We start from the raw sequence: 21,610 nt of genomic DNA, 5'->3' as shown, positions 1-21,610 counted from the left end.
CTTTGCTTCCATGGAATATAGTTCTACGGAAACAAAGAAGTGGAGTTACAAGCGGCTGCTGGGCAGAGACTACAGCTTTGCCCAGCCTCCGCAGCCTTCGGTGATGAACCTCTGGCCCCGGACCAGTTTCACCAGGGGGAATCCACTCGTCACAGCTCCCTCGGAGCTGTCAATGCTGTCTGGGCGCGTGATCTGCCAGGAGCAGGCCCGTGTGACTTCTTTTGTGGTTCGGTACGTGCCCGGCGCGATATCCTTCCCAACGATCCACGTCCCGTCTTGGATGATCCCGTCTTGGAGGGTGCTCGGACCTTGCGGAGCAGCTCCTGGAGCAGCGGCAACGGCCGAATCACGAACGGCTTCAGTCCCGGCAGCAACCACGCCGAGGAAAAGCGAGGCCGCTCCCGCGACCGCAACCACTATCGCCGCCTGTTTGCTTGGTAGCGCAACCCAAGAGGGCCTCTTGAAAATGAGCGAATAGAGACCAGTAAGCAACGCTGCCAGGCCGATGAAGATCAGGATCGATTCGCCATTCCCCGTAACAGCATTGGCCAGGGCAAGTACGGCAAGCAATGCCCCGACGATCCAAAAGGATGGACCTAAGCGCTTCCTGGAACCGCTGGACCAATTTTCCGGCGCAGGATTCTGCGGAAAGGGTGGGGGTCCGAAGCCAGGATGTTGGAATGGCTGCTGCTGGTAATACGGCTGGTACTGAAAAGGTGATTGCTGGAACGGCCCCTGCTGGAAAGGTGGCTGCTGGTACTGGTGTGGCGCCGGAGCAACAGCGGGTGCTGCAAAGGGCTGCGACGATCCATACGGAGGCGAGCCCGGCGGCGCGAAGGACTGCGGCTGTTGCAGCGGCATCGCCGGCACGTTCAACTGGCCGTAAGACGCACCATCCGTGTCATTCGTCATCAAATCCCCCACTGAAAATAACCCCCAAGGCACGTTCGTTAGCAGCTGGCCCAACTACGCATCAGACTACGACACGGAGTCCGCCTATCACGGGCTTGCCAGGACATTTTCCTGGCAAGCCTGAACGCCAATGCCCTATCGGCCGAAAGGGCGCGCTGCCTAAACTGAGGGAGCACGAAGCAACCACGGTTTGCGGGGTTGAGCGTGCTTAAGAACGGAGAGCGCCATGCTCAAGATGCTCATGTGCAAACTGAACTTGAGCCACGCCTGGCACGTGGAATCAGCAGAGGATGGCAGCGGCCGTTACAGGCGATGCGCGCGGTGCGGTAAGTACGACCGTGACTGGGACGGCAGCGGCTTTATGCACTGAACCGGCCTATGCCTTCACGTTCTCCTTGGATGCCGTTGCCGGAAGCGACAAAGTAAAAGTGCTGCCCCTTCCGGGTGTACTGGTGCACGTGATGCTGCCGCCGTGCCGTTCCACGATGGACTTTGTAATGGAAAGTCCAAGGCCCACGCCTGGGATGGCGGCCTGCCGGGCAGCACCTGTCCGGAAGAAGCGCGTGAAAATCTTGGACGTCTCCTCTGTGGTCATACCCATGCCGGTATCTTGAACCTCCAGCTGGATCCACCCGTCGTTCCGGGCGGCCCTCACGGTGACTCGTCCACCACCCGGGGAGTACTTGATGGCATTGGAAACGAGGTTATCCAGGGCCTGCCCCAACCTCAATGGATCAGCATCTGCCCACAGCGGCGAAGGTACATCGGCCACAAGCCCCACATTGGCAAAATCGGCCTGCGCGTGGGCTGAAACCAAGCTGTTTTCAACCAGGCCCGCGACGTCGGTACGCCGCAGGTGGATGCTCTCCACTGCCGCGGCTGACATGAGCAGATCGTCCACCAGAACGCGGAGCCGCTCCGCATTGCGCTCGGCGACTTCCAACCGGGTCCTCGCTCTATCCGAGAGCTCTTCATCGCCCCGGAGCACCAAGTCCAAGTTGCCAAGGATCGAGGTCAGCGGGGACCCGAATTCGTGCGAGACGTTGGCAACCAGTTCATCCTTGGCTGCGAGGGCCTGGACGACGTCGGTCACGTCGCGGAACACGATGACGGCTCCGCCAAAACCTTCGTCGACGCCGTATTTCATGCTGCGTGCGGCGGTCGAAATTGCCCGCTGTTCGGTTCCCGTACCGAACCACACCAGGTAATCCGAATACGTTTCCCCCTGGGCGGCCCGTTGAGTGGGGCTTTTTTCGGGCGGAAGCGGTGTCAGCCGATCCTGGCCAAAGATCAGGAGCTCGTCCCGTGTGGGAGCTGCTCCAGACCGGGATGGAGTCGCCACGCGATGGAATTCTTTTTGTTGGTTGTTGGTCAAAAGCGTCTCGCCCTTGGAATCGACGGCGACAATTCCGACGTCGATTGTGTCCAGGATCGTCCCAAGCAGCATTTCGCGATCCCTGCTCGCCGCGAGCAATTGCCGCAAAGCTTGGTCACGCTGCCTGACACGCTGTTGCTGGATCCTGGCATTCGAGCCGGAGAGCCGAATGGTGACTGCAACGGCAAACATCACCAGGGGCAAGACGATAACCGAGAACATGTCGGACGATGGGGGTTTTGGCAAGTGCGAAATGAACGGCGGGAGGGCAATGATGAGGGGACCAAGAAAGCTGATGATAAGGCTGGACCTGGTTCGCAGGCCTGACGCGGATAACCAGATCACAGGAAAAAGTGCAAGAACGACGAGGCCTGGCAGCGAGCCATAGGCACCATTTCGCGTGAATGCGAGGGCAACCAGATCCAGGACGGGGATGGCCAGGCTTGCGCCCGGCGCCAGACGCTCCCACGGCACTAGGAAGCAACTCAAGAAAAGCATCCCGTGCATGAAGATTCCGGTGACAAACTGCCCGTTCTGTATGAGATTTGGCCAAAGGGCAGGGGCAGAGACGAACAATCCTCCGACTACCAGGGTCAAAGGCAATTCGCAGACGGCTACCCGGGCCCTGGGCGTCAGTTTTCTAAAGATGCGGGCGGCTGTGCGGAGTAAAGGCTGCTCAGTCAAGGCAGAGTCCTTCGTTGGGGGGACACGGACCAAATATCGTTTCGCGCCGATTCCGGGAAGAGCTCGGGGCGGAGCGTAAAACCGGAACGTTGGGACGACGCATATTGCACATATTAGGTGCTATAAAACTTGAATGCTTGTATCGTACCTATTGGGTGACGCTTCCCGCTTTGCGCTGGGCTTGCGGGGATGTGCGCCGACTCGAGGGAATCAATGAACGAGCCTGGGGTTGCTGTAGTCATTGAGGATGATGAAGACGTCCGAAACTTGGTGGGCGCCATCCTAAAAGAGGCGGGTTTTGTGGTCCACTCCGCCGCCACCGGACGTGAAGGCGTCGAAGTTGTCCGACATCATCAAGCCGTGGCGGTCACATTGGATGTCGGACTTCCTGACATGGATGGTCACGAGGTTTTACGGCGAATCCGACAATTCAGTGATGCCTACGTCGTCATGCTCACTGCACGCAAAGACGAACCGGACACCCTGACCGCTTTTCTGACGGGCGCGGACGACTACGTGAAAAAGCCGTTCCTGCCCCGCGAGCTAAGGGCAAGAGTCACAGCGATGATGCGGCGGCCGCGCGTGGGCGTTGGATTGTCTTTGCCTGAGGATGCCGGCGACACTGGCTTGGCCCGTTCGAATGGACGCAATGATGCGGTCATTGAACACAATGGATTGTCGTTGAATTACAAATCCCGGACAGTTGCCCTGGATGGTTCTCCCCTGACTTTGACCAGAAGCGAATTCGATCTGCTGCTGGAGTTGCTTCGCAACCCGGAGGAAGTGCGGACAAGGGCTGACCTGGTCCGTGCTGCCCGTGGTGATTATTACGACGACGACGCTTATATCAGCGAGGCCGACGAACGGGCCGTTGAAACCCACATTGGAAATCTTCGCCGAAAACTGCGCGAAGATTCACAATCTCCGCGGTTTCTGCAGACGATCCGGGGAGTCGGCTATCGACTGGCACCGAAAAGACCGGATTAGGAAATGGGGTCCGGTTCCGGACTTTCATTCCTTAGTACGTAGCTTTTCCTTAGCTCCTTGACCGTGCGCTGACCACACTCGGCAATCTCATCAAGGAGAGGCTGGGCATTGCGTAATTCACCGTTCAGAATGTGTTCCTCAAGCAGGGCTGCAAGAACCGAAAGGCGAACGCCGCCCACCATGGCAGAAGAGGTTCTGAGGCTCAAGATCGTGTCCAGTGCCGCGGCTTCGTCGCCATGTTCGACGGCGGTGGCGAGGCTTTCGTACCGTACTCGCCAGAGCCGGGCAAAGTCGCTTGCAAACTTGCGAGCTATGCCAGGATCGCCCACCTGATCTTCCAAGAGCTGGAATTCCGCAAGGTCCAATATCGGCCGCCGATCGGCGTCGGGCTTCCACGTGGAACCCTCCGCTGGGCCGATATGGTCGGAGTCCCCACGCTCGTCGACCTCACTGAAATCTGAACTGAACATAACCCGATGCTACTTCCTGAACTCAGATTTAAACCGATCTTGCGCTAATCTTGAGCAAATCCTCAGCCCCTCCTGATTTCTTGAGTTACTTTTAATATGCAAATTAACTGCGCTGCTTCATCCACCACTGAGCGTTGTTATAGTGTTGATGACCGCTGGTCCCAGAATGGCAATAAACAGGACCGGAAAGATGAAGAATAGCAGGGGAAAGAGAATTGTTACCGGAAGCTTCATCGCTTTCTCCTCGGCGCGTTGCCGGCGCTTAACCCTCATAACCTTCGCCTGAACTTTTAACACGCGACTAATGGCAATCCCGTACGTGTCGGCCTGGATAACCGCCTGCACGAAGCTTCGGAGTTCAGGAATGTTGGTCCGTTGGGCCAACGCGAGATAGGACTCGCGGCGGCTCCGCCCAACCTGCATGTCCTGGAGTGTCCTCACGATTTCTTCCRCCAGCGGTCCCTTGCCGTTTTCTCCCGCGCGGGCCATGGCGCCTTCGAAGCCGAGGCCAGCCTCAACCGAAATGAGCATCTGGTCCATCGTGTTGGCCAGTTCCAACTGTATTTTCTTCTGCCGTTCCTGACCTTTGCTATAAAGCATCAGGTCGGGAATGAAATATCCCAGCAGGACCACAAAGATCCCCACAAGCTTGATGAGTCCGCTCTGGCTGGTGGTAGTGATAAAGAAACCGAAAATCGCGCCGAGAAGGCCAAGCGCGGGCTTGGCTGCGAGGACACGTCCAAGCGGAAGCGAGGTCGGACGGCCGGCCAGCGCCAGCAGCCTATCCAGCTTCTGGACGTAGCTACCAGGGGTCAGCCTGTATCCGAGGCGCTCCAAGCCCCCGCTCCTGTTCTGCTGCTCCACTTCAATAGCGATTTGACCCCTGGAGAGCAGCTCGCGGACTGCCCGCGGGGTCCTCCGGTCAGTTGAAAGGAGGGACCACGCGAAATAGGCGCTCGGCAACGGAACCAGCAACAAGGATAAAAGCAGGAAAGGGTGCAAGGTTCACCTCAAAATTTCAAATCGATGATCTTGCGCATCCACAGACCACCGATGGTCATCAAGATGACGGAAGCCACGATCATCACCCAACCGAGCGGATTGGTAAACATTACGTTCATATAGCCGGGGTTGACGATCATGAGCATGATGACGATTCCCACCGGAAGAGCCATCAGGATGTACGCGGAAAACTTTCCCTCTGCAGCCAGGGACTTGATGTGTCCTTTGATTTCACTGCGTTCGCGAATGGTGTCGTTCACCTGGTCCAGCACGTCTGCGAGGTTCCCACCCACCTCGCGGTTGATCTGGATCGCTTGGGCTATCCATACGAAATCCTCGCTTCGCATTCTCTCCGCCGTATCGTTCAGGGAAGCTTGCAAGTCCCGTCCCAGGCTTGTCTCCGTGATGACCCTGCGCATTTCTTCGGATGTGGGGCTGACTGATTCCGCAGCCGCGGCGTCGATGGCGCGGAGGATGCTGTGGCCAGCCCTTAGTCCACCAGAAAGCAGCTGTAGTGTGTCACCCAATTGATCCTCGAATTTGTCACGTCTTTTGCCCGCGCGGAACTTCAGGACCAGCCGGGCCACGAAGGGTGCCAGGACACTGAGGAGAATCGCGACCAGAATGCCGCCGACAACCAACCCGATCAAAGCTCCTACCACCGCGCCTGCAATCACCAAAACGACGAAGTCCGCCTGGCTCATTCGCACACCCGCGTCGTCGAGCTGTTCCCGGTTGAAAAGCCGAACGTTGCGCCGCGTCAATACACCATGAATCATGTCCGTGGCGGACCCGGTAAATCGCGTCAGATGGGAACCGGGAAGCACCTGGTAGGGCCTCCTCCGGTCCAGCGGAACCTCGGGGGTCTTAGGCAGAATGACGGCTACTCCGAACAGCACGATGGCTGACAGCATGAGGGCCAGCCCAAAGAAAAGAATCATGGCGCGCTCACGTCCTCGGCGTCGACGTCAGTGGAGCCGCAAAAAGCTCGGGCGAAACATGAATGCCCAAGTCCATGAAACGGTCGATGAACCGGGGACGGATGCCCGTAGATACCGGTCGGCCCAGAAACCTACCGTGAGCATCAACGCCGGCCGAATAGTCGAAAACAAACGCGTCCTGGAGTGTGACGATATCGCCCTCCATGCCTTGAACCTCAGTCACATGGGTAATCCGGCGGGTTCCATCGCGGAGACGCGAAATTTGGATGATGAGATTCACGGCGGACGCGAGCTGCTCGCGGATTGCCCGCAGTGGCAAGTCCATTCCAGCCATAAGAACCAGCGTTTCAAGCCTGGCCACGGCGTCTCGTGGAGAATTCGAGTGCACCGTTGAGAGTGAGCCGTCGTGCCCTGTGTTCATGGCCTGCAGCATGTCCAGCGACTCTCCCCCACGCACCTCGCCCACCACGATCCTGTCAGGCCGCATGCGGAGGGAGTTTCGGAGCAGCTCCCGGATCGTGACTTCGCCCTTGCCCTCCGTGTTTGGTGGCCGGCTCTCAAGCCTGACCACGTGCTGCTGCTGGATCTGCAGCTCCACGGCGTCCTCAATGGTCACTATGCGGTTGTCCTCAGGGATGAAAGAAGACAGGACATTCAACAAGGTGGTTTTGCCGGTTCCGGTACCGCCGGAAACAATAATGTTCAGTTTCGCTTTGACACAGGCATTCAGAAGTTCGGCGATTTCCGGGGTCAGCGTGCCAAAGTCGATCAAATTCCTGATGGTCAAAGGCACTTTGCTGAATTTTCGGATGGTCAGGGACGAGCCGCCAACAGCAAGCGGCGGAATCACGGCATTGACGCGTGAGCCGTCCTCCAACCGGGCGTCAACCAGCGGGGATGACTCATCGATCCGGCGTCCCACCTTGGAGACGATGCGTTCGATAACTCTTCTCAGATGATCTTCGGAGCTAAATCCCGAATCAGTGAGGATCAGTTTGCCGCGCCGTTCGACGTAAATCTGGTCCATCCTGTTGACCATGATCTCCGTGACTTCGGGGTCATCCAGCAGGCGTTGCAGTGGCCCGTAGCCCAGGACATCATCAGCCACGTCCGCCACAAGCCGACTGCGCTCTTCAGGAGAGAGCGGCACCTGTTCAGCGTCAATGATTCTGGTCAGCTCTTCCCGGGCAGCAGTCCGCAGCTCCTGCTCACTCAAGGCCGAGTCGTTGAACCTCGCACCGAGGCGCTCAAACAATGCCGTTGCAGCCCGTCGCTTGAGGGCAGCGAATGCGTCCACCGGCTGCTGGGCCTTTGGCATCGGAGCGTCCGGATGATCAGCCAATTTCACCGAGAGGTGAGGCTTCGACGCAACCGTGGCCTTCGTTTGAAGGTTTGGTTTGGCCTGCTGTGCGGCCTGCGCAAAGGTGGGGTTCGTCGTCGGGAGTGGCTTTGGTCCTTGCCCAAGCGCAGTCCCTGGACCGGCGGATTCTTCTTCGGCGTCACGCAGACGTTCGGACAGCTTCACTGGACTACCACCCTTCTGTGCAGTTTTCGCTGGGCCGAGGCCCGCCATGCGGGGTTGAAGCGTTCAACGAGATGGTTCAAGCCCTTGATTGCCGGGTCCTTCGCCCCCTCTTGAAGCACTGGAATTCCCCGGTTGGTGGAGAGCGCGACTGCTTTTGACCGGGGGATGCTCACGTCGACGGGGGCACCAACGGTGGATTCAACGTCCTGGACGGACAACCCGGACTTGGAATCGGCCATGTTGAGCACCACATGACGGGTTTCCGGGAGCAGATTGAGCTTGCGAAGGATATCCAGGCCGGAGCGCAGGCCCCGAACACTTGGTACATCCATCGCTGACACCCACACCGCATCGGTGCACTGCTCCAGCGCTGCGAGGCCGATTTCAGGCAGTCCAGGGGCTGTATCAACCACCACGTACTGAAACTCTTCGGCAAGTTGCTCAAGCAGCCGAGCCACCTGTTCCGGAGTAATTTCATCTGCTTCAACGGGGTTCTTAGGCGCACAAAGGGCATAGATGCTCGCCGGATGGACCGTGAGAAAGGCCTTGAGTACCAGGGAATCCTGGCTGGCCGACGGTGTGACAGCGTCGGTAACAGTGTGCTCCGGATTGAGGTAGAGCCCCGAGGCGACATCCCCGAACTGCAAATCCAGATCCACGATGACTACGCTCATCGGCGCTATCTTGCCCAGCCCCACAGCAATGTTCGTGGCGATGGTCGTCTTACCCACACCGCCCTTGGGAGAGAAGACGCCGATCACCAGTCCCTTGGGGGCGCCTGCTGGCTTAGGTTCCGAAGTCCGCTGACGGGTGGCGAACGACTGGCAGGCGCGCTCCAGGGTCACCCTGATCTCGGCCATGTCCGCCGCTGGGCTCATGATGTCGCGGATGCCGGATCGCATCGCCTGGAGGATGAAGTCCGGCTGCGGCTCCGCGACAAGAACCACGCTGAGCTCGGGTACCTGAACGTTAAGGACCGTAGCCAAGCGCATCGCTTCCTCCACCGGCACGTCCGGCCCCAGAATCAGCACCTCAAGCTGTCCCTGGTTCAGGGCGCCGAAGAGCTCGGCGGGGTCAACAGGCAGGACGCTGGTGAAGAAGGTCTGCACACTTCCGGGGAGGCCGCCGGCAACGGCTTGACGTAGCCGCTGATCAAATTCAGCACTGGGCGTTATCAGGACAAACCGGCTCACTTGTACACCTCGCTCCGTTGGATGATTCTGGGTCCGCTCTCCTGGGCGTCCACCGGTTCCTTGCTCAGCCAGATTTTGGCGAACTCGGAGGCGAAAACGATCTTGGTTGCGTCCGAGTCGCCCACTGCAACGGTCAGGAGCAGGGAACCCGTAGGCAGGGTGCTGTCCTTGGGATCAGGTGCTGTGGTCCCGGGACTGGGGGCAGGGCTGGGCTGGCTCGTAGGTGCTGGCTCGGGGGCCCGCTGCACTGCAGTCACAAGCACCTTGTGAATGGACAATTGGGTGGTTTCCTTATCGGGCTTGGACTCGATTCCACCGCTTTCCATGGAAATGAAAATCCCGACGTGGTCACCAGGAACCACCCGTCCGCCCACCACACGCACAGGCTCCACCTGGAATGAGACCTCTTGCATTCCGGGAGGCACTGCGACGTTCCCCGGAGTCTTCAGTGCCTCCGGAGCTACAAGGCGCTCGGCCACCAATGGTTCGCCCGGAACGAGGTCCACGGCAGCAACTTTTCCGGTTGAATCGCCCAGCGTCTTGAGTGCCGATGCGGGGACGGAAGACTGCGGAAGCTGCTGGGCAGCCAGGGAAGCCTTCATGGCCTCTACCGGGGTGCCGGCGGGAATCGGAGCCTTGACCATCAAGACCTCAACAGGGGCAAGATTCTGGACAGCCCGTTGATCCGCGCCCTGCGCGTAGACGAACACGAGGATCACCCCTATGACCGCCAGCAGCGCTGCTGCCGATCCTGCCAATAAGCGTGATTTCACTTAACACTCCTGTGCTTCAAAAATTGGAAAAGCTAGTTGGTCAGGCGTACTACGGTGACCCCGTTGGCATCCACCGGCCCCAACGTGTAGCCGTCTGCCAGCGACACGTATTTGACGAAGCTCCCCACGATCCCCCGGCAATTCCCGGTGCAGGACAGCGAGGAGGAAACATAGGGACTCTGGTTATGGAAAACGTCCGGAAGAGTGGTGCCGCCGCTGAACTTCCATCCCGTCACTTTGAATGCTGCAAACGAGATCAGGTGGTAAATGGCTCCGCTTCCCGTGCCGGTGACGGAATTGAAGACCGGAAGCAGCACAATGATGTCTTTTCCGGCGTTGATGGTGGCGGCCCAGTTGTTCAGGGTGGTGGAACAATTTGGCGGCGCACTGTTCCCCGGTGCGCTGCCGCCCTTGTTCAGCGCCAGGTCAATGGTGCCACCGCAGGAGCCAGGATCCTGGACAATCCATCCGAATCCACCCTCTACTGCCGCGCCTGAAGGCCCGTAGTTGCAGCTGGGGTTGGCGCCCGTGCCGTGAGCCTGCAAAAGCTGCTGGACGCCGCCAACGTAGCCCTGCACCTGGCAGATCGAAAACGTCAGGGGGAATGGAGTAGTTCCCTTACGTGGGCTGCCCCACTGTACGGTCGATGAGGTCACAACGTCCGCGGAATTCATGCCAAGGACACGACCGAAGACCAGCGAAACGGCATTTGGAGCACCACCCGCTTGCTGGGAGCCGGCGGACACGGTTACCTTCCGGTTAGTCAGATCAAGGTTTACCGAGTTGATGTTTCCAAGGCCGTCCACAGCATTCTTGTTGGCCATGTCCTTGGCGATCTGGGACGTACTCGAGCAATTCGGATCGCTGGTGCTGACGGCACACTTCTCAGCCACGGCCAGGGCGGCGGCATCGGATCCGTTCTGCGCTTGCGCCTTTTCCGAGTAGAGCTTTCCTGCATCCACAGCGAGGGCGGCAAAGCCAAGTAACGCAACCAGAATCAGAGCTATGAGGACCGCGACGGCCCCGCGTTCGCCGTCGTCGTCATTGCCCTTTATCCGCCACATACCATCACCCCTACGCCTTGCATCGGGAACGGTCCTGCGATTCCCGTGAGGGTGCTGAGTGTGTACTTGACGGTGACGGACATCTGCGCGCCGGACGTGCAGCTGGTAGCACTGAAGGTGAAGTTCGCATCTGCCAGCTTTGGGTTCAGAGTTACAGCCGCGTTTTTCGCCGCGGTCCTGGCTGCCGACTGATCATTCGCGATGGACATCACGCGCACGCCCTCGCGGGCGGCGTTCGTGAGCGAGACCTGCGCGTTGTAGGCGCGCCCGAATTCCATGATCCCCAGAACCAGGAGGATCAGGACGGGTGCGAGCAACGCGAACTCGACCGCTACGGCACCCCGTTCTGATGTCCTGTGCATGTGGATCTGCCTTCGTATCAAAAGTTGAAAGAGGAACGGGTGGGTGGGGCCACCGACCCACCCACCCGGGTACCCGCCGTGAGTCCGACTACTTTGAGCAGCTACCCGCGACGCCGGCGGCAGTAGTAGCGGTCCATGTGCCACCCTTGACGGCACAGGCTGAGCTGTTGAAGGTCTCGACGAGGTTACCGCCGAGCAGGGTTACAGCAACGATGATGACCACGGCGATGAGCGCAACCATGATGCCGTATTCGACGGCGGTAGCGCCGTTCTCTTCACGACGGGCGCGGGATGCGATGTTGGAGAGGGTGACAAACATTTGAAAACTCCTGAGCGAGTTGGGATTTGGGCTGGCCCGATACCAGCTCCCAATCAACGTAGCAACGGAGAGAGGCCCATCTCGGAGTCCTTGGGACTTCCTGTGGAAAGCCTCTGGAACCTGCGCATTTCCTGCGCTAATCCTAGGAATTCCCTTGCCTTACCCGCACAAAAAAGGCCGCGCCATCATTGGCACGGCCTTATCCTGGAGTTTTCGTCAGCCCATTGCAGGCGCAACCACGGGTGGTGCCGAGAGCTGCTTACGCGCCCACCGGGCCAACTTCTTGCCCTTGCCCTTCCACCAGTTGTCTTCATCCTTGTTGTAGTGCCAGCGGAAGATGATCATCACCAGCACGGCCATACTCATGGCCACCTGAATCCATGACCAGCTGACCGCTTCAGCGAGCGCGCTGATCCCCATCACAAGGATGGAAGGCACCGCCAACGTCCTGAAGATCGTATTAGCCACGTACCGGGGGCGTGAACTTGGCACGGACAGCGCACGCACCATATCGAAACACAGGCACACCACTACCATTATTTGCCCCACGGACATAAGGAGAAGCCCGGGCAGCGACCCCGCGAACATTGCGGCCGATTCCATTCCTGTACTCAACGTAAACCCCTCCAACAAACGTCATTTCAGATCCTCTGTGCTCCATTGAATCGGCTGCCGGAGGGGCCCGTCACGAGTAGTGGGTACTCGTTTCCGGCCAGCCCGACTACTTGGTTACTTGCCGGGTACTTGGTCCAGTACGGCCGGACTTTCCACAACGCGGGGTCAGTTACGGCCCATAAATCCCCTCGGAATGGGCCCGAAGTGACCCCGCGTTGGGCGATGTACACTCGCGGTGAGGGCGAAGCGCATGGCCAAGGATTTTCGGCACCGGTGTCAGCGAAGGGGCAGGATGTTCGGTTCAAAGAAGCAGACGCTCAACGATCTGATGGACGAGCTCAGGGCCCGACCTGAGTCGGGAGTCGCTCGGTGTCGGGCCCAACTTCCCGGGCGTCGCCGCGAATCCGCTCCTGAGCAGTGATGCCCGGAAGCGCAATGCGGAATTGCGCAATGGAGCGCTTGCGCTCGGCGTTCTCGTCGACTGGCGGGAGGTCAACAGCAATCCACGCGTGGTCCTGATGTTCGACGTGGAGACCGCCGACGGCATATCGTTCCGCGGCATTGCAGACGAAGACCTCACGATCACCGCTCTCACCCGGCTCGCCCCAGGACAGACGTTGCCTGTGCGCTACCGGCCGGCGATCATGGATCACTACGTCGCCCTTGCCCAGGACGCGGACCCTACCCGAGTGCAGCAGCTCTCTGACGAGATCGCGAGCCGCAAACAGGCCTGACCCGAACGCATCTCCGCAACGCGGGGTCAGTTACGGCCCATAAATCCCGTCGCGACGGGCCCTAAATGACCCCGCGTTGGAGGTTTGAGCGGGACTATGCTTGGCAGCAGGGCTTGGTTTTTCAGATCTGGGGGATGGATGGTGCTTGGCTATGGGGGATAGCGTTTTCTTGCCGTTGGAGGATTACTTCAGCAGAATCGCAAGGCGCAGGGCGATTGTGTTGTGTCAGCTGCCGATGGTGGCGATAGTGACGTTGATTGTTTTCCTGGCCCTTCTCTTCAACCCCGCCAGCCTGTTGCATCCGGCGTTCTTCCTGGTCCTCTTTCTGCACATCGTGATCCTGGCGGCATGCCTCGTGCTTCCGTGGAACCGTCTCCCTTCATGGAGCTTCGTCTTCATCCCCGTGCTGGATTGTCTCGCTCTGGGCCTCTTGCGCGAGGTTGGCGGGCCCGTTCTCAGCGTCGTGGGATTGGTCATGGCCTTCCCCGTGATTTGGCTGTCGGTCAGCGCCAGGAAGGGCCACGTGGCCCTGGCCATCCTGGCACCGCTTTGCGCCACCGTGGCTTCGCCCTTGGTGTTGGGTCACGAGGTTGAACGGTCAGAGCTGATCCGCATGATTGTCTTCCCTGCCATCATGGGTGGTTTGGCCATCACCGGGCATGCTGTTGCTCGCGGGCTGATCAAACACAGCGACCGGATGGACCGAAAGGATCGCGAGTTGGTGCGGCTCCATGGTGCCACCAAAGAACATGCGCAACTCCTGGACACTGTCCTTGAAACCGTCAACGTTGGTGTCTGGGCCATGGACACAAACGGTGCTGACATTCTGACCAACCGTCGCCTTCGCGCCGACCGTTCATGGGCTCACGAGTCGACGGACGCCGTGAATCCGTTCACCGTTGGGACTGCTCACTCCAATGAGGAACGGAACAGTCCGGCCGATCTTGCTGTCCGAGGCGCCAGTTTCACCAACAGACTTGTGCGCGTAGGCGATGGCGAGAAGCAGCGCACCTTTTCCGCCGCCGCCCGCCCCCTGCTCGGCGAAGCGGGCCAGATGAAGGGTTCCATCATTGCTTTCACCGACGTCACAGCACTGGTGAAGGCGCAAACGGCCCGCGACAAGTTCGTTGCCACGATCTCCCATGAACTTCGAACTCCGCTCACGTCCATTCTCGGATACCTGGAAATACTCGACGACCAGCCAAATCCTGCCTTCATGGGCATCATCGAACGGAACGCTGAACGTCTGCTGACCCTCGTCAATGATCTGCTTCTTGTCGCTTCCGAAGACCTCGAACTGCGCCGCCGGCCCACCAACGTTTCGGAACTGCTCCAGGAGTCAGTCAAGAACGCCAGGCTTGCGGCAGCCGCAAGAGGTATCACCATTGCACTGCAAATCCACGGAGATGTAGCGGCAGATGTGGACCCTGGCCAATTCGCCAAAGCCATTGACCAATTGCTGTCGAACGCCATCAAGTTCTCGCCCGAAGGCACCCAGGTAGTCATCGGCCTCCGGGGAAATAACGGCGAAGTGGAACTCTCCGTCCGCGATCACGGGATCGGTATGACCGAACAAGAACAAGACGAAGCCTTCACCAAATTCTTCAGGGCCGATCAGGCAATGGAATCGGCAATACCCGGGGCGGGTCTGGGGTTACCCCTCAGCAAAGCCATCATCGAAGCCCACGGTGGAACCATCGGATTGAACAGCCGGCCAGGCTCCGGCACGACTGTCACCGTCACGGTTCCGCGTTAGCCCCAGAGTTGCGCCTGCTCCGCGGGCGCCGGGTGCAGAGGACGTCGGTTGCCGCCAAAGTAGAGGCATGCCTACTACTGAATGATGCTCACCCAGACTGATTGCTTGTTGGATAATCGAGTATGGGCGCTGAGTTGCTGACAATTCCTGAATGTCCCCATACCGCGGCCGCTCAGGAACTCTTCGAGCGGGCACTGGCGCTGGCCGGGATTTCCGGCATGGTGCACGTGGTGGTGGACTCCGACGAGGAAGCAGCCTCGCTCGGATTCCACGGCTCCCCCACGTTCCAGATCGACGGACTGGACCTCTTTCCGGTCCTGGGAGACCCCGCGCTGAGCTGCCGGATCTATCCGACGACGGACGGGCCCCGGAGCCTGCCGTCTCTGGAATCGCTCCGAACAGCGATTCAAGACAAGCTGAAGGGCATTTAGCTTAGGGACGGGTCAGGAACGATTCCACTTTCCCCGGATCCCGCTCGATCACCGGCTCCAAAACCTGGTCAATCCTGCTGAGCAGTTCAGCATCAAGTTTCACTCCCGACGCCGTGGCGTTGTCCACCAATTGCTCTGGCTTGGACGCCCCCACGATCGCTGCCGAGACGTTGCTGTTCTGCAAAACCCAAGCCACCGCCAGCGCGGCCATGGACAGTCCTGCTTCCTTGGCAATGGGCTGCAATTCCTGGACCTTCTCCAACACCTCGGGACGCATGAACTTGTGGTCGTCTTTCAGAGTTCCGTCATCGGTGGTGAAGCGCGAATCGGTTGGCGCCCCCTTGCCGGGAATGTACTTGCCTGTCAGGACGCCCTGGGCCAAAGGGGACCAGCAGATCTGTCCCAGTCCCAGCTCCTCGCTGGTGGGAACGACTTCCTCCTCGATAACCCGCCACAGCATTGAGTATTGGGGTTGGTTCGAAATCAGGCTGATTCCAAGGTCCTTGGCGAGTTTGGCGCCAGCCCGGATCTCGTCCGGAGTCCATTCCGAAACACCGATGTAAAGTGCCTTGCCGGCCCGGACAATGTCCGCAAAAGCCTGCATCGTCTCCTCAAGAGGCGTTTCATAGTCGTAGCGGTGGGCTTGGTAGAGGTCGACGTAATCCGTGCCGAGCCTGCGCAATGAGCCGTTGATCGACTCCATCATGTGTTTTCGCGAGAGCCCGCGATCATTCTTTCCTTCACCGGTGGGAAAGTAGACCTTGGTGAAAATCTCAAGGCCTTCACGCCGAACCCCCTTGAGAGCTTCGCCCAAGGCCGTTTCTGCACGGGTTCCCGCGTAAGCGTCGGCAGTGTCGAAAGTGGTGATTCCAAGATCCAGTGCTTGCCGTACGCAGGATGTTGCCGCCTCCTGGTCGATCTGTTCGCCGTGGGTGACCCAGTTGCCGTAGGCCAGTTCGCTGATGTACATGCCGGAGGCGCCGAGCTTGCGATATTCCATGGGTTAAGTCCCTTTCATACGTGTGGTTGTTAGCTACAAGGTGTGGTTCTTAGGTGCGTGGCGTGGCAGGTCGCCTGCCTCGCAAGGGAAATGGCGGCGCTGTAGTGCCGCGAATAACCAGCTGGGCGGACAGCACCAAATCCGGCTCCGCACCGGCGTCGGGCGTGATCAAAGCAAGCAACCGGCGCGCGGTTTCGGATCCCTGCAGGGCGACCGAGTGGTCCATGGTAGTCAGGTCGAGGATCTCGGAGAGTTCGTGGTTATCGAAGCCAACCACCGACATGTCGCCCGGAACATCAATTCCGCCCGCTTTCAGGGTGCGCAGCACGCCGAAAGCCATCTCGTCGGAGGCCACAAAGACCGCAGTAGGAGCTACTTCCGCACACAACAACCGGGACATGGCCCTTGATCCGCCAGCCGTTGAATTCTCCTCGTGGACCTCAAGGTCTTGACTGGGCTCCAACCCTGCTTCAGTCAGGGCCTCGCGGTAGCCCTTCAAACGGTTGGCCGGCGGGACCCCGCCCAGCGTGCTGTCTGCAGCCTCGCGGATTCCGATGAAGGCGATGCGTTCGTGCCCCAAATTGATGAGGTGCCGTGCTGCTGCCCGCCCGGCCGCGTGGTCGTCCACCCGAACACCAGGCCTGCCAGGCGTTCCCGACCCCAAAAACGCAACAGGTAAGTTCTGGGCTTCGAGCGCGGCTAGTTCCTCCGGAGTCGGTTGCAAGGCAAAGACCAATACTCCGTCGGCTCGACCGGTCAGGCTCGACCCAGCGAAGAAGCGCTCCCGCGCGGCAGTGTCCGCGAGTTCGTACAACAGGACGTCAAAGCCTGCTTGGCGAAGCACACGCCCCGCCGATGCCAGCACCTGCCCGAAGAACCATCTGGAGAGGTTGGGAGTGACAATCGCGATGGCTCCCGTCCGGCCAGTTGCCAAGCGGGAACCAGCCAGCGATGGAACATAGCCCAGCTCTTGCGCAATCCGTTGCACGCGCTTGCGAGTCTCCAACGAAACGCCCGGCATATCCCGCAAGGCACGCGAGACTGTTGACACCGAGACATTCGCGCGTTCCGCGACTGCATCCACTGTTGACGACATGGGAATGACAGTAACGACAACCAAGGATTGACGCAAGCGCTTGCGAAACGAACCAACTGAAGCGGTCTATCGAGATGGGCTTACTGACGGTGAGGAAGTATCACTGCCCTCCGAGGAACTCATGGTTGGTGTGGATGTCGACGTTGACGACGACGGCAAGCTGCTCTTGCTGCTCGGCGAACTGGTCATGCTGCTGGACGAACTGGTCATCATTGAACTGGGAGATTCGCTACCGCCCTTGGCTTTCTCAAGCACCTTGTTGATCAAGTCTTGGAGTTCCTTCTGGTCAGGATCGCCCAGGTTTGGCCCACTCTTCGTGGCGACCACCAGCAACCTCCCGTCGGCCGCGGAGACCTGCATGAGCTTCTTCTGGGTTTCACCGGAACGTGTACTGACGGTTCCGAATGTTTCCTTTGCCTTCGTCTTAGCGTCTAACTTCTCACTGGAGACTTCATACGTCTGACCCACGGCTTTCACGGTGAACTTGGCGCATTTGTCCATTTTGCCGCTGATGTCCTTGAGAACTTTCTCCTCGTCCGGACCCTCTTTACCAGATTGCGCGGACAAGGACCGGGGCTGATCACTGTCAGACAGGGCGACGGCAACATCTCCGTGTTCAACCTTGTCTACCAGCCCCGCCGTGGCGATGTCCTTGCAATCCTGAGGATCGACGCTTGCCGTATTCAAAAGGAGATCGGCGATCTTGCCGCCTTGGCCTACCTGCTCCTTGGAATAGAGCTTGAGCTCGTTGCCATCTCCATCCTTCATACCGGAGATCAGGTCCCGCAATTCGTCCTCGGTGTAGACCTTGTCCTGAGCCGGCATCGAGGTGGAGGCTGACGAGGTGGTGGCAGAAGAAGGACTTGCCGTGCTGCCCCCACCGCCGCTACACGCCGCCAAAGCCACTGCTGCAACTGCAAAAACTGCAAGCGCTGGAACTTTTCGCATCAGATAATGCCTTCCGGTGAACGTCGGGATTTTCTAAAGCTGCCCGCCAGGACCTGTGTCCTCAACTTCACCGCGCCAAGCACCTGTTTCCGTTCCACGGGATTCGATAAAGTCCTTGAATTTCCGTAGATCGGCTTTGACCTGCATCTCGTCGATCTTCAGTGCCGCACCAGCCTTCTCGGTTGCAGTTTCCGGTGCCCACTCGAAATGGACGTTGACTTTGGTGTGGTTATCATCCATCCGGGTGAACCGCACGACGCCGGCATGGGACTTCCCGTCGGTACTGCGCCAGGCGATCCGATCATCAGGCTGTTGGTCGACGATTTCGGTATCGAATTCGCGCTCCACTCCAGCGATTTTGGTGACCCAGTGGTTGGTGGTGTCACTCAGCTGGGTTACGGCCTCCACGCCGGACATGAACTCCGGAAAGGACTCAAACTGGGTCCACTGGTTATAGGCAGTGTGGACTGGGACAGCGACATCAATGGTTTCTTCAACGGTTTCCATTTTTCCTCCTATTGTTGAAGCGGCCCGCAAACAGCGGACAGCGGTAGACCCCCGAGGCGCGCTGGAGTACGCGTCGGTTCAATAGTTGTGATCTCCGGGAAGTGGAGCACCTGAGGATAGTCGAATGGACTTCGTCCGGGCGATGGACAGTCGCCGGGGAGGTAGGGATCAGAGATGATCGACATCGACTGTTTCCTCAAGAAAGGGAGGCTGCTGCCCACCTCTGGACCTGCTCCCGCTCTTAGGCTAGACCTCGATATGTTGTGGGGCAAGCATCCGAGGAGCCCCGGGACGTGGAGGCAAAAGTGCCTTCTTCGGCAGCAATTTTCAGTTGTTTCCGGAGACAGCACTACCAACGTTGTACCGTCTTGCTTCCAACGTTGTACCCTGTGATCAGGGCGATTCCGGCCCTTTGCGCAGGGAAGGGAGCGGCCATGTCTGTCACAATCCGGGACGTCGCCAGGGTCAGCGGTTTTTCCATCAAGACGGTATCGAACGTCATTAATGGCCATCCGCAGCTGCGCGCGGAAACGCGGGCACGGGTCCAGGAAGCCATTGACCAGCTGGGGTACAGGCCCAACCTCTCTGCGAGGAACCTGAGGTCCGGGCGTACTGGAGTCATCGGCCTCATCATTCCGGATCTCACCACGGCCTATTTTGCTGAACTTGCCGACGCCGTCATGCGTGCCGCTGCCGCCAAGGGAATCGCTGTCCTTATTGAACCGATCGGCAGCGGTCGTGAAAATGAGCTGGCCGCACTTCGTGGCCAACACCGGCACATGGTGGACGGCATTATCTATAGCTCGCTTACTTTGGGATCTGCTGACACGGAAATTCTGAAGGGAGTGGACACTCCGCTGGTTGTCCTCGGTGATACATCCTTCGAAGGTCGAGTGGATCGGGTCACGATGGCGAACACGGCCGGAGCAAAGTCCGCCACCGAGCACCTATTGGCAATCGGCCGACGCAAGGTTGTGGCGCTGGGTGCCCATGAGGGCGACATCGTCGCGTCCGCAGAACTTCGCCTGGACGGATACAAGGCCGCACTCGAAGAAGCCGGGCTGCCCTTCGATCCTAAGCTGGTTCGCTACGCGGATTCCTGGCACCGCAGAGGCGGTGCCGCCGCAATGACCCGGATGCTCGCTGACGGACTGGACTTTGACGCGGTGTTCGCCTTCAATGACACCTTGGCGCTGGGCGCCATGCGCGTCCTTCAAGAGGCCGGGCTGCACATCCCGGAAGACGTTGCGATTGTCGGCTTTGATGACCTGGATGAAACGCAATACTCCTTGCCAACTTTGTCCACCATCAATCCACGGCGGGACCAGATCGCCGAGGCAGCCGTTGAGATGCTCCTGCGTCGCATAGAGAGCGGCGACGAGCCGGAGGCGAACGAGATCGAAACGGGCTTCTCCCTCCAAATCCGCGAGTCTTCCGGCGGATCTCAGGACAGCGCATCCTTGGCAACATCTGCCGCTTGAAATAAAAATGCACTGAGGTCTTGACCCCTCTCGAAGCACGGCGCATGCTTGATACAACGTTTACGTACAACGTTTACCTAAATCGTTGACAGCAGGTTTTGGGGACATGGCTGTCCCATTCACGAAAGGGCTGACATGAAAAGGTCGCTCACATTGCTCACCGTCGTCGCAGCAGCGTCGTTAGCGCTAACGTCCTGTTCGGGCGGGGGCGCAAGCGGGGAAAGCAAAGACGGCGCCAAAGCGGAACTCACGTTCTGGCACGGTTACACCGAGGCTGACGGGAAGGTCCTGAACAAGATCGTGGACGACTTCAACGCCTCACAGAATGAAGTCAGCATCAAGGTCCAGACCAATCCCTGGTCGGTCATTGATGACACACTCTTGCCGGCACTCTCCTCCGGGAAGGGCCCGGACATCGTGGCGATGCCGGCCGAACGGCTCCCCGTCTACGCTGACAAAGGGGCCTTCGTTCAACTGGACGACTTCTACAAGAATCCCTCCAGCAACCTCGACAAGCTGATTCCCGCCGCCGCGGACATGGAAACCGTCAACGGCCACAAATACGGCGTTCCATCCGGCTTCGTTCCCTTGGCGATGTTCTACAACAAGTCCCTGTTCGCCAAGGCTGGAATCACTACCCCGCCCACCACCTGGGACGAATGGATCGCCGCCGCCAAGAAGCTGACCGTGGATGAAAACAACGACGGAACTCCAGAACAGTACGGGCTGGGCTTGCCTGACCACGCAACTGTAGCCAACGGCGTCTGGCCTTCCCTCTTCTACGGCAACGGCGGAAACGTCGTCAAGGATGGCAAAGCTGTAGTGGACTCGCCGGAGAATGCCCAGACGCTCAAGACATGGGTGGACGCCATCCGGAACGACAAGATCTCACCAGCCGGCCTGGACGGTATCGCCGGTGACAAGCTCTTCAGCAGCGGCAAGGCAGCGATGTACCTTGGCGGGCCGTGGATGTCTTCCATCGCCACTGAAAACAAGATCGACTACGGCATTGCCGCCGTCCCTGCCGGTCCCAAGGAGCAGGCAGCGTCCGCCATCGGTATTTCGATGGGCATCACAACGCAGAAGGACGAGGCGAAAGCCGCGGCAGCACAGAAGTTCTTCACGTACTTCCTGCAAAAGGAACAAGCCACGGCCTGGTCCCTGGGTTCGGGTTGGCCGCCGCTGCGCTCGGACATCCCCGCATCTGATGTCGCTGCCAACCCCGTAGTAGAAGCCTTGACCAAGCAGTCTGAGTTCGGCCGCCCGCTCCTGCCCGGCGTCGTGAACAGCACGGACGTTCTGACCGCCGTCGACAAGCTCACACAGCGCGCTGTGGCTGGCGAGAACATTCAGGATCTGCTCAAGGAAACCCAGGCGTCAGTCCAGAAGATCGTCGACGCCAAATAGTTGAACGGAACAGGTGCGGCGCCTAATG

22 protein-coding genes are annotated in these 21,610 nt (G+C 59.2%); 6 read left to right on the top strand and 16 right to left on the bottom strand.

Features of this window, described 5'->3' with window-relative positions; genetic code table 11:
* Positions 1-69: 69 nt before the first annotated feature.
* Both AC1DCM_RS19360 and AC1DCM_RS19355 read right to left on the bottom strand, forming a co-directional pair.
* On the bottom strand, positions 70-912 hold the full coding sequence (locus AC1DCM_RS19360; RefSeq protein ID WP_442016611.1) for a hypothetical protein: 843 nt from the start codon (positions 910-912) through the stop codon (positions 70-72).
* Positions 913-1,288: 376 nt separating this feature from the next.
* A complete protein-coding gene (locus AC1DCM_RS19355; protein ID WP_442016612.1) occupies positions 1,289-2,971 on the bottom strand; it encodes a sensor histidine kinase in 1,683 nt (560 codons plus the stop codon).
* 213 nt (positions 2,972-3,184) lie between these two features.
* Here AC1DCM_RS19355 and AC1DCM_RS19350 point away from each other — a divergent pair, with 213 nt between their 5' ends.
* On the top strand, positions 3,185-3,958 hold the full coding sequence (locus tag AC1DCM_RS19350) for a response regulator transcription factor (protein WP_442016613.1): 774 nt from the start codon (positions 3,185-3,187) through the stop codon (positions 3,956-3,958).
* On the opposite strand, the gene AC1DCM_RS19345 is transcribed toward AC1DCM_RS19350, so the two are convergent.
* The 10 genes from AC1DCM_RS19345 to AC1DCM_RS19300 form a co-directional block, all read right to left on the bottom strand.
* Entirely contained in the window at positions 3,955-4,428 is a 474-nt protein-coding gene (locus tag AC1DCM_RS19345; protein ID WP_442016614.1) for an Hpt domain-containing protein, read from the bottom strand. The genes AC1DCM_RS19350 and AC1DCM_RS19345 overlap by 4 nt on opposite strands.
* Before the next feature lie 117 nt (positions 4,429-4,545).
* Positions 4,546-5,430 carry a type II secretion system F family protein gene (locus AC1DCM_RS19340; protein ID WP_477519376.1) on the bottom strand — a complete coding sequence of 295 codons (885 nt, stop codon included), beginning with the start codon at positions 5,428-5,430 and terminating at the stop codon, positions 4,546-4,548.
* 8 nt (positions 5,431-5,438) lie between these two features.
* Complete coding sequence (locus tag AC1DCM_RS19335) at positions 5,439-6,371, bottom strand: type II secretion system F family protein (RefSeq protein ID WP_442016616.1); 933 nt, start codon at positions 6,369-6,371, stop codon at positions 5,439-5,441.
* A 7-nt stretch (positions 6,372-6,378) separates the two neighbouring features.
* A complete protein-coding gene (locus AC1DCM_RS19330) occupies positions 6,379-7,689 on the bottom strand; it encodes a TadA family conjugal transfer-associated ATPase (RefSeq protein ID WP_442016664.1) in 1,311 nt (436 codons plus the stop codon).
* A gap of 203 nt (positions 7,690-7,892) precedes the next feature.
* Entirely contained in the window at positions 7,893-9,089 is a 1,197-nt protein-coding gene (locus tag AC1DCM_RS19325) for a CpaE/TadZ family protein (RefSeq protein WP_442016617.1), read from the bottom strand.
* Entirely contained in the window at positions 9,086-9,862 is a 777-nt protein-coding gene (gene cpaB / locus AC1DCM_RS19320; protein ID WP_442003595.1) for a Flp pilus assembly protein CpaB, read from the bottom strand. The genes AC1DCM_RS19325 and cpaB overlap by 4 nt, the downstream gene beginning before the upstream one ends.
* A gap of 32 nt (positions 9,863-9,894) precedes the next feature.
* Positions 9,895-10,926 carry a Tad domain-containing protein gene (locus tag AC1DCM_RS19315; protein ID WP_442003594.1) on the bottom strand — a complete coding sequence of 344 codons (1,032 nt, stop codon included), beginning with the start codon at positions 10,924-10,926 and terminating at the stop codon, positions 9,895-9,897.
* Complete coding sequence (locus AC1DCM_RS19310; RefSeq protein WP_216926392.1) at positions 10,914-11,288, bottom strand: TadE/TadG family type IV pilus assembly protein; 375 nt, start codon at positions 11,286-11,288, stop codon at positions 10,914-10,916. Before AC1DCM_RS19310 ends, AC1DCM_RS19315 begins: the two co-directional genes overlap by 13 nt.
* Positions 11,289-11,376: 88 nt before the next feature.
* Positions 11,377-11,607 carry a Flp family type IVb pilin gene (locus tag AC1DCM_RS19305; RefSeq protein WP_442003593.1) on the bottom strand — a complete coding sequence of 77 codons (231 nt, stop codon included), beginning with the start codon at positions 11,605-11,607 and terminating at the stop codon, positions 11,377-11,379.
* Positions 11,608-11,823: 216 nt separating this feature from the next.
* Entirely contained in the window at positions 11,824-12,045 is a 222-nt protein-coding gene (locus tag AC1DCM_RS19300) for a hypothetical protein (protein ID WP_442016618.1), read from the bottom strand.
* 620 nt (positions 12,046-12,665) lie between these two features.
* Between AC1DCM_RS19300 and AC1DCM_RS19295 the strand changes: the two genes are divergently transcribed.
* The 3 genes from AC1DCM_RS19295 to AC1DCM_RS19285 all read left to right on the top strand — a co-directional run bounded on the left by AC1DCM_RS19295 (position 12,666) and on the right by AC1DCM_RS19285 (position 15,143).
* Positions 12,666-12,956 (top strand): hypothetical protein, encoded by a 291-nt coding sequence (locus tag AC1DCM_RS19295; protein ID WP_442003591.1) that lies wholly within the window; start codon positions 12,666-12,668, stop codon positions 12,954-12,956.
* A gap of 247 nt (positions 12,957-13,203) precedes the next feature.
* Positions 13,204-14,712 (top strand): sensor histidine kinase, encoded by a 1,509-nt coding sequence (locus AC1DCM_RS19290; RefSeq protein WP_442003590.1) that lies wholly within the window; start codon positions 13,204-13,206, stop codon positions 14,710-14,712.
* A 122-nt stretch (positions 14,713-14,834) separates the two neighbouring features.
* Complete coding sequence (locus AC1DCM_RS19285) at positions 14,835-15,143, top strand: hypothetical protein (RefSeq protein WP_442003589.1); 309 nt, start codon at positions 14,835-14,837, stop codon at positions 15,141-15,143.
* A gap of 1 nt (position 15,144) precedes the next feature.
* Here the strand turns inward: AC1DCM_RS19285 and AC1DCM_RS19280 are convergent, their stop codons facing one another.
* The 4 genes from AC1DCM_RS19280 to AC1DCM_RS19265 are packed head-to-tail and all read right to left on the bottom strand — an operon-like array spanning position 15,145 to position 18,694.
* Positions 15,145-16,143: an aldo/keto reductase family protein gene (locus AC1DCM_RS19280; RefSeq protein WP_442003588.1), complete on the bottom strand. Its 999-nt coding sequence runs from the start codon at positions 16,141-16,143 to the stop codon at positions 15,145-15,147.
* 49 nt (positions 16,144-16,192) lie between these two features.
* A complete protein-coding gene (locus tag AC1DCM_RS19275; RefSeq protein WP_477519375.1) occupies positions 16,193-17,263 on the bottom strand; it encodes a LacI family DNA-binding transcriptional regulator in 1,071 nt (356 codons plus the stop codon).
* Positions 17,264-17,305: 42 nt separating this feature from the next.
* Positions 17,306-18,187, bottom strand: a complete 882-nt coding sequence (locus AC1DCM_RS19270; protein WP_477519374.1) for a hypothetical protein — start codon at positions 18,185-18,187, stop codon at positions 17,306-17,308.
* Positions 18,188-18,220: 33 nt separating this feature from the next.
* Positions 18,221-18,694 (bottom strand): SRPBCC family protein, encoded by a 474-nt coding sequence (locus tag AC1DCM_RS19265; RefSeq protein WP_442003585.1) that lies wholly within the window; start codon positions 18,692-18,694, stop codon positions 18,221-18,223.
* A 434-nt stretch (positions 18,695-19,128) separates the two neighbouring features.
* On the opposite strand from AC1DCM_RS19265, the gene AC1DCM_RS19260 reads away from it, so the two are divergent.
* Positions 19,129-20,175 carry a LacI family DNA-binding transcriptional regulator gene (locus tag AC1DCM_RS19260; protein ID WP_442003584.1) on the top strand — a complete coding sequence of 349 codons (1,047 nt, stop codon included), beginning with the start codon at positions 19,129-19,131 and terminating at the stop codon, positions 20,173-20,175.
* A 135-nt stretch (positions 20,176-20,310) separates the two neighbouring features.
* The gene (locus AC1DCM_RS19255) at positions 20,311-21,582 is read left to right on the top strand and encodes an ABC transporter substrate-binding protein (RefSeq protein ID WP_442003583.1); all 1,272 of its coding nucleotides are present in this window, start codon (positions 20,311-20,313) and stop codon (positions 21,580-21,582) included.
* Positions 21,583-21,610 lie beyond the last annotated feature (28 nt).

It is taken from the genome of Paenarthrobacter sp. 10N417 (genome assembly GCF_056394745.1).
This window is presented reverse-complemented; position numbering and strand designations above follow the sequence as displayed.

Bases quoted from the DNA above. Each gene is read 5' to 3' on its own strand.
- AC1DCM_RS19360 (WP_442016611.1), bottom strand. From the start codon at position 912: ATGACGAATGACACGGATGGTGCGTCTTACGGCCAGTTGAACGTGCCG.
- AC1DCM_RS19350 (WP_442016613.1), top strand. From the start codon at position 3,185: ATGAACGAGCCTGGGGTTGCTGTAGTCATTGAGGATGATGAAGACGTC.
- AC1DCM_RS19345 (WP_442016614.1), bottom strand. From the start codon at position 4,428: ATGTTCAGTTCAGATTTCAGTGAGGTCGACGAGCGTGGGGACTCCGAC.
- AC1DCM_RS19335 (WP_442016616.1), bottom strand. From the start codon at position 6,371: ATGATTCTTTTCTTTGGGCTGGCCCTCATGCTGTCAGCCATCGTGCTG.
- AC1DCM_RS19330 (WP_442016664.1), bottom strand. From the start codon at position 7,689: ATGCCAAAGGCCCAGCAGCCGGTGGACGCATTCGCTGCCCTCAAGCGA.
- AC1DCM_RS19315 (WP_442003594.1), bottom strand. From the start codon at position 10,926: ATGTGGCGGATAAAGGGCAATGACGACGACGGCGAACGCGGGGCCGTC.
- AC1DCM_RS19310 (WP_216926392.1), bottom strand. From the start codon at position 11,288: ATGCACAGGACATCAGAACGGGGTGCCGTAGCGGTCGAGTTCGCGTTG.
- AC1DCM_RS19305 (WP_442003593.1), bottom strand. From the start codon at position 11,607: ATGTTTGTCACCCTCTCCAACATCGCATCCCGCGCCCGTCGTGAAGAG.
- AC1DCM_RS19285 (WP_442003589.1), top strand. From the start codon at position 14,835: ATGGGCGCTGAGTTGCTGACAATTCCTGAATGTCCCCATACCGCGGCC.
- AC1DCM_RS19280 (WP_442003588.1), bottom strand. From the start codon at position 16,143: ATGGAATATCGCAAGCTCGGCGCCTCCGGCATGTACATCAGCGAACTG.
- AC1DCM_RS19270 (WP_477519374.1), bottom strand. From the start codon at position 18,187: ATGCGAAAAGTTCCAGCGCTTGCAGTTTTTGCAGTTGCAGCAGTGGCT.
- AC1DCM_RS19265 (WP_442003585.1), bottom strand. From the start codon at position 18,694: ATGGAAACCGTTGAAGAAACCATTGATGTCGCTGTCCCAGTCCACACT.
- AC1DCM_RS19260 (WP_442003584.1), top strand. From the start codon at position 19,129: ATGTCTGTCACAATCCGGGACGTCGCCAGGGTCAGCGGTTTTTCCATC.
- AC1DCM_RS19255 (WP_442003583.1), top strand. From the start codon at position 20,311: ATGAAAAGGTCGCTCACATTGCTCACCGTCGTCGCAGCAGCGTCGTTA.